A 13,599-nucleotide genomic window follows, 5' to 3' on the forward strand; every position below is an offset into this window, starting at 1 on the left:
CGGAGGGTGGCTTATTTCTTATGCTGTATAAGAAGTTTGAACCAGCTCAATATAGCATGCTTGCTCAGCGCTAACGAACCTTAGAAACCGTATTCGGGTCAATATCAAGCCATTAAAATTCTAACGAATATGACAAACCCTATTTGCTGCAAAATGCAAGCTAGAGTGAGAAAACGGCACTGATTCTGCAGCATAACTTCTCCTGTGTTCGTTAGAATTAAAATCCGCCCGAATCGGGTTAAATAAGTCTCCCTGTGTTCGTTAAATTCTTTCGTTGCGAGGAATAAAAAATGAGGTTTCCAATACGCACCACACGTCTAACTTTGGAACTGTGTAGTTCGGCCGACTACCCTCATGCAGCAAAAAGCACCGCGCGCAGGGAGCTGCACGCGGTGTGAAAAACAACGCTGATGTTGCAGAGTAAGAGAGAATTCTATCCCGCTCTTATTATTTATTATGCCTGTTTGGTTTTGAGGCGAATCACGTTCCATGATGCTTTGTTCAAGACTGCTTGCACTTTACCCTGATCAACCGTAGTATATCCGCCGTTGTGAGGAACAACGTTACGTGGGTTTTCTTTGGTATTGGTGGCTTTCAAGTCGTTGTTCTCCAATACGATATGCTCCACAAATGTGGTTTCTCCGAAGGAACGCAGATCCACATTCAGTTCCAACTTCTCATCCAGATGTCTGTTCACCGCAAAGATTGTGATCGTGCCGTTTTCTTCATCATGCACACTGATCGCTTCGAGATAAGGCACATCTGTAAAGTCTTTGGAATCATATTTAGGTGAAGTTGTGATGGATCGCAACACCGTACCACGGCCGAAGTTGGATGCGTGCATGAATGGGAAATACGTCGTCTGGAACCAGATTGCTCCGTTATTTTCCGTCATGATTGGTGCAATGGTGTTAATCAACTGAGCAAGGCAAGCCATTTTTACACGGTCGGCGTGCTTGAGTATGGTAATCAGATAACAGCCCACAGCTAGTGCATCTTCATGTGTATACACATCTTCAAACTCTGGAGGCGCAATCTGCCACCGTTCTTCCATACGGCTTGTGCCGATGGATTTCCAGACATTCCATTCATCCAGAGACAGCATTAATTTCTTTTTGCTGCGTTTCTTGGCTTGTACAAAATCACAGATTGAAGCGACACTATCAATAAATTGATCCAGATCCAGCGATGTCGCCAGAAAGTCATACGTGTTGTCTTTATTATTGTTGTAGTACTGATGCAGGGACAAGTAGTCCACATTTTCATAGGTGAGATCCAGCACAGTTGCTTCCCAATCTGCAAATGTACTCATGTCACGGCTGGAGCTGCCACACGCGACGAGTTCAATATCCGGATCAACCCATTTCATCGCTTTAGCGGTCTCATTGGCAATACGGCCATATTCATATGCAGTCATTGCACCAATCTGCCAAGGGCCGTCCATTTCGTTGCCTAGACACCAGGTTTTGAATTTATGCGGGTCCTTGTAACCGTGAGAAATACGCAGATCACTCCAGTATGTGCCAGATGGGTGGTTGCAGTATTCGATCAGGTTTCTGGCCGCATCAATGCCGCGAGTACCCAGATTTACAGCCATCATGACTTCGGTTCCAACCAGCTTGGCCCAATCTGCAAATTCGTTTGTTCCTACCGCATTTGTTTCAATCGTCCACCAAGCGAGTTCAAGTCTGCGTTTACGCTCCGCTACCGGACCAACGCCGTCCTCCCAATTGTAACCGGATACGAAATTGCCGCCCGGATAACGAACGATGGGTACATTCAAAGCCTTGATCGCTTCAATAGCGTCCTGACGGAAACCTTGAGCATCTGCCGTAGGATGACCTGGATCATAAATTCCGCCGTATACGGCCCTTCCCAGATGTTCTATAAATGAACCATAGACACGCGGATCTACTTCAGCAATCTGAAAGTCTTTATCGATAAGCATTTTGGATGTAAGCAATGGGAAAACCTCCATAGAATTAATTTTAGGTGTGTAATAAACTTTATTTCAAGATGAGTTCGCATAAAAGCAAAATCAACAGATTGATTTGTTATCTAATGTGTATCATAATGCTATTATGTTGAGCAAGTTTATTTCGCAGGGTTCGCTAAAAAACGAATTCTAAATCAATAATATATGGATTCTATAGAGATAGGGAAGTGAAGTTCATGATGCTTGGCACGGATGCCACATCCTTGATCATATATGAGGCGCTCGCCAGCGAGGCCCGTTTAAATATCGTTCGCTTATTATTGCAAAACAGGGAAATGCATATCAATGCGCTTGCCAAAGAGCTGTATCTGAGCAAAGCCATCGTTAGTACACATGTGAGCAAATTGCAGAAAGCGGGCATCGTAGGCAGCCGCATGAAGCGTGAGAACGGTGGAACGTATAAATACTGCTTTATTCTGCAAGAATTTATGACTATCAATCTCTCCCCTGAACCAGTTGATGCTCCTTATCATGAAGTCTCTATTCCGGTAGGTCAATATACAGATTATGAAGCATGGCCGACCTGCGGGATTGCGACAACTACGCAGATGATTGGACAGTACGACACGCCTGCCTGCTTTATGGACCCGGATCGGGTCAATGCAGGTATTCTTTGGTTTGCACAAGGTTTTCTGGAATATAAGATCCCCAATTATCTGAATACAGAACAGCATCTCCAGGAAATTGAAATTTCACTCGAACTCAGTTCGGAAGCACCCCAAGTTAATGAAAACTGGCCTTCTGACATCCGTTTTTCCCTTAATGGTCATCACCTCGGAACCTGGACAAGCCCAGGGGATTTTGGAGATCGGAAGGGCAAACATACACCGTTATGGTGGAAATTGGACGTCAACCAGTATGGTGTACTGAAGGTGCTGCGTATTAACGGAGAAGGGACGTTTATGGATAGCCAGCGCATCTCAGATGTGCGTATCCATGATCTGGAGCTGGATTCATCCACTTACTGGACGTTTGGATTAAGACCGGAAGAAGGGGTGCCCGGTCGAGGCGGACTTACGTTGTTCGGGAAAGGGTTTGGCAACTACGATCAGGACATTTTGATACGGTACTATTACGAGGCTGCTGAGTTATAAATTTGGCTAGTAAAATGTGGAATATTAGGATAAGATGTAACCATCTGAACAAAAAGGAGCGTTTTTAAATGTCTAACAAGGTGATTTTGCTTTAGGTTCACAGAAGGATATTTGCGTTACAGGGATTCCTTTTGTGGACATTGCAGTGCGGGAAACCGTCCAAACAATGTTTACTGGAGGAGATTATTATTAATTTTAACGAAGCTGTTAACATCAGCAATACACATGTATTGGCATTGGTATCCGAGTTGTTTGACCTGGAGGGTTACAACATTCAGCTTATTCCGCCTCATGAGGGTGGACGGAATGTCGTTTACACCTGTGAGCAAGAGGGACGTGAATCGCTAATTCTCCGAGTGTCTTTTTTGCCTGACAGAAAGCGTGAAGATTACATTGCCGAACTGGAGTATGTCCGGTATTTATTTGAGCACGGTGCAAGTGTCTCGAATGTAGTCAGCTCGAAAAAGGGCGATCTGTTAGAAGAGGTCACTTATGGTGAGCATACGTTCTTTATCTGTATGTTTGTGAAGGCCACAGGGAAGTTGCTGGTAGAGAACCATTATCAGTACCGGGAAGGCGTTCCACTTAGCGAATACTATTATAATAGCGGTAAAGTTCTGGGCAGAATGCATCAGCTATCGAAAGGGTACACTCCCGTCCATCGCCGGCATCATTTGATTGACAATTACAGCGGTGAATATATCGATAACCTGGTACCTGAATCATTTTCTCTGCTTAAGGAGAAGATGGTTGAGCTTCTTAATACCTTAGACGGTTTGGATACAAACCAAGAGACATTCGGCATGATCCATTTTGATTATAACGATGGGAATTACTCAATCGATTTTGATACCGGTCAGATCACCGTGTATGATTTTGATAATTCATGCTTCGGTTGGTATATGTATGATCTGGCAGATCTATGGACACATGGCGTCGGCTGGATTCAATTTGAGCCGAATGCGGATAAACGCAAACAGTTCATGGATTACTATTTCCAAACCGCCCTCGCTGGATATACTTCCGAAACCAAGATCGAAGATTCGATGCTGGAGAAGCTGCCTTTATTTATTCAAGTCACTCTCTTGGAGAATATTCTAGGTCAATTTGAGGAAATGCAGTGTGCTGGCGAAGAACCGGAAGCTAACGAAGAACTGTTGTATCTCATTAAATGTCTGGAAGAGGATATACCGTATAAAGGATTTTTCCATGAGATGTATTCCACTGAAGCTCCTTTTGAGTATGAGGGACGCTGAAGGGACCTGTACGTAAACTAAACCCTGAATAACCAAGGATTCATCAAGTGGGGAGGCAGCCGGATCGACCGGTTGCCTCTTTGTTTGTCTGCGGCATTTTATTCGAATTTGGAAGGGGGCACGTTGTAGAATTTTTTGAATGCTTTGGAGAACGTAAAGGGATCGGGATAACCCAGAAATCCGGCAATTTGCTGGATCGTATATTTTTTCTCATACAGATAGTCTCTGGCCCGGTTCATTTTGATCTGATTGATATACTGCCCCGGTGTGATACCGAGAATTTTTTTAAACAACGAAATAAAATATTTCTCAGAGACGCCGGCAATATCTGCAAGTTCGTTAATTCGGATGGCACGATGCAGATTCGCATCCACGTATGGGAAGACATTTTGCAGAACCTCCAGACTTCCTTTGATCTTCCTCGGTTTTCGGTCTTTCAGAAACTCACCGTGATATAAGCCTTGCCTATGCAATTCCAAAATTTTGGCGATGACGAGAAGTAGAGAGGCTTTCAAATAAAGTGGACTGGCGGAAGCGCCGCTACTCTGTTTGAATCTTCGATAGGACGAGGTGAACAGCGTTGATTCCTCTTGAATCAGATTGCCAGGTACAATGCCCGGGAGTTGAAACTCGCTGAGAATCCGCTTCTGCTCAGCGATGCTGAAATCAAAGTGCATGTATACGAATCGGCACAACTCTCCGGTCGTGGAAGCCGTGTAGGGCATATCCGGATAAAAAAACACGACGTCACCCGGGTTCGCCGTATGCTCGATTCCATCGATGGTAATTAGTACGGAGCCAGCTGTAATGAACCACAGATCATAATCGGAATGAGACTTGTGCTCTGTCCAATTACTGTCGTGTGTTTGTTCCAAATAAGAGCTCATGCGAAGTGTGATATACTCCGAAAGTTCATCGATTATACTCATATTTACAGTTCCTGTGTGCATCTAATCCAACTCATTCCTCTCTACTTTATGACATCCTTCATTTTTCACTATCATAACAAAGGATTTATCTCTTGTTAACTATCGTACGATATGACATGTTTTGAAAACTATCACACATTCCGATTCCAGCTCACTCACCTATAATGAACTTATATCGTTAAGAGGAGGGGTTATTGATGAATGCTACAAGTACACAACATCCAAAGGTAGTTGTTATTGGGGCGGGCAGCCTGTTTTTTGGTCGTCAGTCCATCTGGCAGATGGTACACTCCCCATATTTGAATCAGGGAACGCTGGCTTTGGTGGATACGAACGAGGAACGGCTTTCAAAAATGGTAAAACTAGCGGAAATGGTCGCCAAGGAGAACAACGTATCCCTAAAGATTGAGGGTTCAGTGGACCGAAGACAGGTACTACCGGGAGCCGACTTCGTTGTGCTCAGCTTTGCGGAAGAATCGGTGAAATATCGGGGCATTGACTGCCAGGTTTCTCTAAAGTATGGAATTCGCATGTGTTCTGGCGATACGATTGGCCCTGGAGGAATCTTTCGCGCGATGCGGGAACTTCCGGTTATCACGGAATGCTCCAAAGACATTGAGGAGTTGTGCCCGGATGCGTGGGTGATCAATTATATTAACCCGTCTACCGTGCACGGCATTGCTTTACATCGATATGCACCGAAGCTTAAATCGTTTGCGCTGTGCGATAGTCATCATATGCCGCATAAGAAAGCCTATTATGCCGTAAGAGCTGGAATCATTGGAGACAATAGCCAGTTCACTGAAGAGATCAACCAAAAATTCGATTTTCGTATCGCAGGTGTTAATCATTTCACTTGGCTGCTCAAAGCCGAGTATGAAGGAAAAAATGTGATGCCCACAATTGCAGAAGCCATGCGCAAGCTGGCAGGTGATGAGAATAACGGCGGTGATCGCGGCGCAAAAGCTCTGTATAACGATGCGATTACCTATGAACTATATGATATTTTCGGAATCATTCCTACTTGTACGGCGCATACGAAGGAATACGTTCGGTATTGGCAGGGTCTTGGCAAAACTGCGGACACCATTCCGCCATTATCAATCTGGGAGACAGAGGACAGATATCAGCGTCACGACGAAATGTGGCGTCAGGTGGATGACTTTCTTGCAGGGAACATCCCAATTGCCGATTACATGAGTACCTTCGGACCAGACCATGCGACCGACATCATTGAGAATATGGTGGGGAACTTGGGCAAAAAGTTCTTCATCAATACGCTCAATCAAGGCGCGGTAACCAATATGAATGCGGATTCGTTCCTGGAACTACTGTGCGATGTAGATATGGATGGGGCGAAACCACTCCATGTAGGCGAGATGCCGCGTGGGATAAGAGGGATGCAAGAACTTGTACTGGATACCCATGAGCTTACAGTAGAAGCTGTTCTGGAACAGAGCTATGAGAAACTGAGAAGGGCGATGCTCACTGACCCGCTCGTGAATTCCATCAGTGACGCGGACAAGATCATCCATGAATTGTTGGAACTGGAGCGTAAGATGATTCCGGACGTTTGGTACAAGGATAGACTACAGTATAGCTAAGAATGATAACGAACAAAGACCACGTCGGTTCCTTCCATGGGACTAACGTAGTCTTTGTTTTTATCGTTTGTCATGTATTAAGAAATCCGACTCCACTTTAAACAATACAGCATGGTCTTCATAGTACGAAGTAATAAAATCACGAAATTCTCCAACAGCAGGATATAACCATTTTTGTTTGACCCAGGATAGGCTAATGGGATATATGGCTGAATCATCAGCAATTTTTACATAACGTAACCCCAGTGCTCTACATACGGAGATCGGAATTAATGCAACACCTTGATTAAGGCTGATAATTTCAAGCAGGGTATGAGAATCGACCTCAAATGCATGATTGGGGAGGAAACCTGCTTTTTCACAGAGCATAGTTGTAAAGCGGCTGTACTCCTTATTATCGGCAAGGGAAATAAAGGGCTCATTTGCAACAACACTTAATGAAATGCTTGTTTCTCCGCCGTATGCATGATCCGTGGGCACAACAAGAACAATGTCCTCCTCAACAAGAACAACACTCTCAATCTCCTCATCCTGAATCGGATGCCCCGTAATGCCCAGATGCATCTCACCTTTCTTCAAACCTGTAATAATTTCACTGCGGGTCCCAATACCCTGATGCAGCTTGGTTTTGGGGGAACCGTTGATATAGTCACTAATGAGACCAGTGAGAAATCGGGTATTCGTAATTGAGATCCTGATTGTATTGGATATTTGCTGTTCCTCCGCTTTAATCTCCATCTCTGCATTTTCAATTTCAATAAAAATCCGGTTCACATGCTTCAATAAAATCTCACCTGAGGAATTCAATTGAATATTTCGTCCTCTCCTATGAAATAGGGGGGTACCGAGTTCATCCTCAAGTCTTTTAATCGTTAAGCTCAGGGAGGGTTGAGCGATGTTCAATTGTGCAGCTGCCTTGGAGATATGTTCGGTATAGGCAACGGTCTGAAAATATTTGAGCTGAAGCAATTCCATTCACGTGCACTCCTTATTTATTCTGATAAATATATATAGTACTTATTATGTATTATATTAAATTTAAATATTGATGTAGAATTTTTTTATGAGATACAGATCAAATTTTAAATAACAAAAACCTGACTATATAAGTTGAACTAATCATTTACACAATAACGGAGAGGACAGAAAAAACCTGAAAAAGCGAAGCGTTCGCCTAAAAGCTTTCTGAAAGAAAGCTACATCGGAAGCATAAGCTATCACCGGATTTTCCCCTATTAGAAGGGGAATCGAAAAATCTGGGGATAACAGCGATTGGAAGGTTGTTCTGTCATCGTAGTGTCAGTGTAAATAATCTTTAATTCAACTTATATAGAACCAAAACATAAGGTAGGTGTCTTTGATGAAAATCGATGTGAATAACATAGCTAAAAATCTGAATACACCCCTAACAGCTCCGGCATACCCAATGCCACCGTACAAATTCGTGAATCGTGAATACTTGAATATTATTTACCGAACTGATGAAAAAGCGTTGCGAGCAGCCGTACCAGAACCTCTCGAAATTACGGAACCTTTGGTTAAATTCGAAGTGATGTGGATGCCAGATGTTTCTGGACTGGGTGCATATACAGAAGCTGGACAAGTCATTCCTGTGCAATTCAATGGGGAGGAAGGTGATTATGTGCATTCGATGTACGTAGACAATTTCCCCGCGATTGCGAGTGGTCGAGAGCTCACGGCCTATCCGAAAAAGCTGGGCGCACCCAAGTTGTATACCGATTCGGATACACTTGTTGGCACACTAGATTATGGATCGTTGCGTGTAGCCACGGCAACGATGGGATATAAACATGTGGAGATGGATAAAGAGTTCGCCAAACGTGAAATATGCCGACCTAATTTTATGATTAAGATTGCTACAGACTATAGCGGGAATTTAAGAATATGTGATCTGATCCGTACTCAAATTACGGACGTCGAAGTGAAGGAAGCTTGGACAGGACCTGCCCGACTTCAACTATTCGAACATGCGTTGGCTCCTCTTGCAGATCTGCCTGTGTTGGAAGTGGTGTCAGCTTCTCATATCCTTACCAACCTAACCTTAAACGCTGCACAACCTGTATATAACTACCTGGAAGAAAAATAAGGAGGAAAAATAAAATGAGAATTGCAATTGTAGGAGCAGGATCTTTGGGAACCATCGTAGGCGCATATCTTGCGGATGGTGGACTGGACGTTGAGTTAATTGATGCATATCAAGAACATGTAGATGCTTTAAATCAGACCGGTGCTAAAGTGACGGGTACCACAGAGTTTCAGGCAAAAGTAAAAGCCATTACTCCTGATCAGAAATCAGGACAATATGACCTCGTGTTACTTTTAACCAAACAACTCTACAACGATTCCATCCTTCAGGAATTAATTCCATTCTTGAATGAAGACAGTATGGTGTGTTCCTTGCAGAACGGGATTCCCGAAGAAAAAGTGGCGTCCATCGTGGGTGAAAAACGTGTTATTGCTGGCTCCGTTGAATTCGGCGCTACGTTCATTGAACCAGGTGTATCAAGTCTGACTACCGAGTACACTCAATTTAAGCAGTACGCTTTTCAGATTGGCGAATTAAATGGTGAGTTCACCGAACGAATTCAGGGCGTGAAATCGGTGTTGGATCTTGTGGGTGGAACACATATTTCCGATAACTTGGTTGGAACCAAATGGTCCAAATTGTTGATCAACAATGCATTCAGTGGTTTGTCCGCTGCATTGAATGGGGAATACGGAGACATTATCGATCATGAAGCCGGCATTGTGAGTGCAGCTCATATTGCGGACGAGACGATTAAAGTTGCTCGCGCCAATGGGGTTACCTTGGTTAAAATGAATGGATTCGACATCGCTTCACTCGAACTGAACAGCAAAGAAGATATCCCTGAACGGGTGAAAACATTACGTTACGTGATGGAGCCCTCCAGACTGCTCAAAGCAAGCATGCTTCAAGATCTGGAGAAGAACCGCAAAACGGAAATTGATTACATTAACGGAGTTGTTTCAAGCAGGGCAGAAGGTACGGGAATTGCGACACCTTATAATGATTTAGTTGTAAAACTGGTTAAATCTGCTGAAGAAACTCAAACCGTTCCTGATTTTGACACGAACATAAAAGCTTTTGAAGAACTATTAAGTGTTCAAAAATAAATTCAATTATTTCAACTGAAAGTCGCTAATATAGCGGCTTTTTTGTTGTATCAGTAAATCTAGTCAGGCTTGATTTTGCGACAGATAGAATAATCTTCGTGATTTTTGTTTCCTAAGATTATACAAAAAGGGGAATTAAATTTGATATAATATAGACTTGCTGGTTATTTTTCTATTCGAAGGAGATACATATGAGTAAATCTTGGGGGGAATTCGTCTTTTATTTGGTTGTATGGGACATACATTATTTATGTTCTTGCAAACAGACTTGATGATGAGGTAGAACTAGTTATGGAGCAAATTATGCAGAAATATAAGCGAAGAACAACACAAGCAAAGTTCAAGGCAGCTTACGGATTATATCGCAAGGATATGTTTGCCATTCGGCAAGCTGTACCTCATATCGGCTTATCGGACTACCGTACATATTACGAAACCATTCTACTCTTGGAAGACGGGAAAAGTGAAGATGCGCGTGAAAGACTTCAATCCATTAAAAAACAGTGGATGCGATCAACATTGCTCGCGGGTATTGAATTTAAAGCAGAAAACCATGATATCGCTATTCAGCACGCGCATGAAGCACTTAACTCTTCCAGAGGTGTTAATCGTTATGTTTTATATAAGGAATACGAAAGAGTATTACCAGAGGTTTTTGGACACATATCGTAAGATGGAGAAAATGTTTTGAAAAAATAAACCGTGCTTCACGGTTTATTTTTTTTCATTTACTAGCGGAGGTGTGAGTCCATCCTTAGCAAAAATAGAGGGTAGAATCGTCAATAACCTCTCACGGGTAAGGGGATCATCGTAGTTCCAGCCAGCTTCTACTATATGTACTTTACTGGGTGCCAACATGCCAACCAAACTTTGTAGCGGAGAAGGTATATTTACATTCATCTCCTCCTGAGGTACCATCACGAAGTTTCGGTCTCCACCGTATTGTGTGATTTTATTGTAATCAATTTGTATCCAAGGTCTGCCATTAATGATCAGTTGATTTACGGATTCAGTGGGTCGAAAGCCAAGTGATTCATACACGGTAGCGGCAAATCCCGTCTGTCCCATAACATATATGTTCTTACCCAGCACCAGATAGACAGTTGCTCGTTCTCCTGCAATATAATCATCCGCCAATTGTCGCCGTATCCTCCTGACACTTTCCTCATAGCGGTCGATCCACTGTTCAGCCGTTCTGCTTCGACCGAAAAGATCCGCAATATAACGAAGACGCTCAAAAGTGCTGGTTGATTCGCGATAAACGATGGTAGGTGCAATGGCATCCAGTCGAGGTAACTGCTGCTCACTATAGTTGCCTAACAGTATAAGATCAGGCTTCAGCAGGGAGACTTGTTCCGGTGCGGCTTGCAGTCCAATGTCGGGGATGTGATGCAGTTTGTTTCGATATATGACTTGTGATTTCATTGTAGTTATACCCGCACCGACTGGACGGATACCGATAGCAAGCAACTCACCAAGGGTATTGGTACCTGTGGCCACGATTCGTATAGCCACATCAGGGAGGGAAATCTGCCTGCCGAGGGAATCGGTGATCGTTCTTTGCCTGGTACGTCTTAGTATATTGGCGTATTCCCGGGGAGGGTGTCCTGTGAGCTGATGAAAGCGTCGACTGAAATAATACTCATCCTTAAAACCGACTTGTCGGGATATTTCACGTAAGGTCTCGGTAGAACTGGACAGTAGTCTTTTAGCGTGTTGGACCCTAAGCTCTGTTAGGTAGTCCGTCGGCTTCTTGCCAGTAATCACTTTAAACAATTTGCTATATTGCCATCGAACCATGCCGGCCATTTCCGCCAAAAGCTCTACGGTCAGATCTTCGTTGTAGTGCTGCTCCATATAGCTGAGTGTACGCTGTACCGCTTGATCATTTTGCACTGGCGGAGGAGCGCTTTCTAGCTGAGCCATCAGGCCAAGTATCAGTTGCAGCCGGGACTGAGTAACTGCTAATTTTGAATGATGCGTAGGCGTAAATTTCTTCTCCTGCAACCGATTTTGCTTGTTGGATTGCAAAGGCAGCGGAGAAATCCAGTCTTCACTTGCCAACGCAAGTTTTATAGTAGAAAGAGACAGCCTGTAAGGAAATCCCAGAATAAGAGGAGGGCAAGCCGGAAGCAGAGTCAACTGATCCACTTGAAAAGAAAGAAAGGTCAACCGGGCTACATGCGCTTGCTCTTTTATCGTTTTGAGAATGTAGGATTGCTGAGTAGGGAGCAGAATACAACTGCCTTGGCTCAGATCTTGGGAGATGTTGTTTGTTAACAGCCGAATTCCATGATCCAGAGCAATAAGCAATGTATATTCATTGGCAGCCTTGCTCTTGGTTGATGGATTATGATGATTGGTTTCCTGCAGTGGTGTGAGCTGAAGCAGATCATGCTGCTGCAGTTGGATGTATAGGGAAGCCATTTGCATTCTGGAGCACTCCGATCTAGTGATAATAATTCTCAATTACTAGTTTACCACATTTTACACGTTAGAGAATGTTTCGTTGCAGACCTTAGTACACGATGCTGAAGTTTACAGAATCCAAAAATCCTCCATAACCAAAGAGGTTGGAGGATTTTTGACGTTATCTATGCGATATTATTGATTCATCCATTTCGGTAGTTCATCAAGCAATTGCTCCAGTGCCAGTAGGTTGTCGGTATTCCAATCGGCTGATGCTTTGTAAACGTGTCCTTGCTGAACGGCCGGCAATGTTTTCCATAGTGTGCTCTGTAACAACCGATCAGATTCAGCTCGACTTTCGTCATTATCCAGCGTTAGGACAAAGAGATGATCTCCTGCATAGTCCGGCATTAGTTCTTCCGAAAGTTCGACGAATGTTAGCTCCTTGTCGATAATGTTTTGCTGAATTGCTGGTGGAATTGCAAATCCGTGCTCTTGATACAAGACTACACCCAATGAACGATTGCCCATCACATAGAGCTGTTTACCCAACTGCAAGAAGATGGTCGCTGTCTCGCCCTCTGCCACATTCAGCTTGTCCCACATCGCTTCCGCTTTTGTATCAAATCTGCTGATCCATTGCTCTGCCTCATCCTGTTTGCCAAAAATGTTGCCAAGTTCGCGTACGCGTTCCGTAAATGGTAACGCCGAGTTGAACGGAATGGTAGGCGCAATCTTCGAAAAAGCGGTGTTTCGGTCAGCATCTTGGTTATAACCATTCAAAATCAAGTCAGGCTGCAAGGCTGTTATTGCCTCCAAATCACCAGGATTTCCGACATCATCAATACCTTCTAATCGGTCTACAATATAGCTTTCGGAAGCATGAATCAGATTGGCTCCAACGACGGAAATATCCATGGCCAGGAGATCTCCAAGTGTTGAACCAAGATAGATCACCCGTTGCGGCTGAGTGGGTATTTCAATCACTTCGCCTGTTTGGGTTGTATAGCTTTTTGTCGTTTGTTCGTTGATCTTCACAGCTTCTTGTGAAGGGGCGCTTTCCGAACGGCTGCATGCTGCAAGGACGGATAGAAGAAGGAAGCATGCTCCCCATATGAATAGGTGTTTCTTAATTGTACTGTTCATCATTGTTTC

The 13,599-nt window shown here is 43.7% G+C and carries 11 protein-coding genes; 6 read left to right on the forward strand and 5 right to left on the reverse strand.

The window, feature by feature from the left end; genetic code table 11:
- Nucleotides 1–454: 454 nt before the first annotated feature.
- On the reverse strand, nucleotides 455–1,948 hold the full coding sequence (arfA, locus tag NST38_RS15435; protein WP_074096903.1) for an arabinosylfuranosidase ArfA: 1,494 nt from the start codon (nucleotides 1,946–1,948) through the stop codon (nucleotides 455–457).
- Between the two features lie 224 nt (nucleotides 1,949–2,172).
- Between arfA and NST38_RS15440 the strand changes: the two genes are divergently transcribed.
- Together NST38_RS15440 and NST38_RS15445 are read left to right on the forward strand one after the other, a co-directional pair.
- Nucleotides 2,173–3,090 carry an ArsR/SmtB family transcription factor gene (locus tag NST38_RS15440; RefSeq protein ID WP_076253086.1) on the forward strand — a complete coding sequence of 306 codons (918 nt, stop codon included), beginning with the start codon at nucleotides 2,173–2,175 and terminating at the stop codon, nucleotides 3,088–3,090.
- A gap of 140 nt (nucleotides 3,091–3,230) precedes the next feature.
- Nucleotides 3,231–4,346 carry a phosphotransferase enzyme family protein gene (locus tag NST38_RS15445; RefSeq protein ID WP_341344012.1) on the forward strand — a complete coding sequence of 372 codons (1,116 nt, stop codon included), beginning with the start codon at nucleotides 3,231–3,233 and terminating at the stop codon, nucleotides 4,344–4,346.
- 98 nt (nucleotides 4,347–4,444) lie between these two features.
- Here the strand turns inward: NST38_RS15445 and NST38_RS15450 are convergent, their stop codons facing one another.
- The gene (locus NST38_RS15450; RefSeq protein ID WP_076253087.1) at nucleotides 4,445–5,296 is read right to left on the reverse strand and encodes an AraC family transcriptional regulator; all 852 of its coding nucleotides are present in this window, start codon (nucleotides 5,294–5,296) and stop codon (nucleotides 4,445–4,447) included.
- Nucleotides 5,297–5,472: 176 nt separating this feature from the next.
- Here NST38_RS15450 and NST38_RS15455 point away from each other — a divergent pair, with 176 nt between their 5' ends.
- The gene (locus tag NST38_RS15455; protein WP_076253088.1) at nucleotides 5,473–6,879 is read left to right on the forward strand and encodes a family 4 glycosyl hydrolase; all 1,407 of its coding nucleotides are present in this window, start codon (nucleotides 5,473–5,475) and stop codon (nucleotides 6,877–6,879) included.
- A 60-nt stretch (nucleotides 6,880–6,939) separates the two neighbouring features.
- Here NST38_RS15455 and NST38_RS15460 read toward each other — a convergent pair whose 3' ends face one another.
- Nucleotides 6,940–7,854, reverse strand: a complete 915-nt coding sequence (locus NST38_RS15460; protein ID WP_076253089.1) for a LysR family transcriptional regulator — start codon at nucleotides 7,852–7,854, stop codon at nucleotides 6,940–6,942.
- A 385-nt stretch (nucleotides 7,855–8,239) separates the two neighbouring features.
- Here NST38_RS15460 and NST38_RS15465 point away from each other — a divergent pair, with 385 nt between their 5' ends.
- The 3 genes from NST38_RS15465 (at nucleotide 8,240) to NST38_RS15475 (ending at nucleotide 10,707) form a co-directional block, all read left to right on the forward strand.
- Nucleotides 8,240–8,986, forward strand: coding sequence for an acetoacetate decarboxylase (locus tag NST38_RS15465; protein WP_083684759.1), 747 nt, complete (start codon nucleotides 8,240–8,242; stop codon nucleotides 8,984–8,986).
- A 14-nt stretch (nucleotides 8,987–9,000) separates the two neighbouring features.
- Nucleotides 9,001–10,035, forward strand: a complete 1,035-nt coding sequence (locus tag NST38_RS15470) for a ketopantoate reductase family protein (RefSeq protein ID WP_076253091.1) — start codon at nucleotides 9,001–9,003, stop codon at nucleotides 10,033–10,035.
- 291 nt (nucleotides 10,036–10,326) lie between these two features.
- Nucleotides 10,327–10,707: a hypothetical protein gene (locus NST38_RS15475; protein ID WP_076253092.1), complete on the forward strand. Its 381-nt coding sequence runs from the start codon at nucleotides 10,327–10,329 to the stop codon at nucleotides 10,705–10,707.
- A gap of 42 nt (nucleotides 10,708–10,749) precedes the next feature.
- Here NST38_RS15475 and NST38_RS15480 read toward each other — a convergent pair whose 3' ends face one another.
- Nucleotides 10,750–12,468: an AraC family transcriptional regulator gene (locus NST38_RS15480; protein ID WP_076253093.1), complete on the reverse strand. Its 1,719-nt coding sequence runs from the start codon at nucleotides 12,466–12,468 to the stop codon at nucleotides 10,750–10,752.
- 171 nt (nucleotides 12,469–12,639) lie between these two features.
- Nucleotides 12,640–13,482 carry an ABC transporter substrate-binding protein gene (locus NST38_RS15485; RefSeq protein WP_341344013.1) on the reverse strand — a complete coding sequence of 281 codons (843 nt, stop codon included), beginning with the start codon at nucleotides 13,480–13,482 and terminating at the stop codon, nucleotides 12,640–12,642.
- Nucleotides 13,483–13,599 lie beyond the last annotated feature (117 nt).

Origin of the sequence: Paenibacillus sp. FSL H8-0104 (assembly GCF_038050215.1) — a bacterium.
GTDB classification, from domain to species: domain Bacteria; phylum Bacillota; class Bacilli; order Paenibacillales; family Paenibacillaceae; genus Paenibacillus; species Paenibacillus amylolyticus.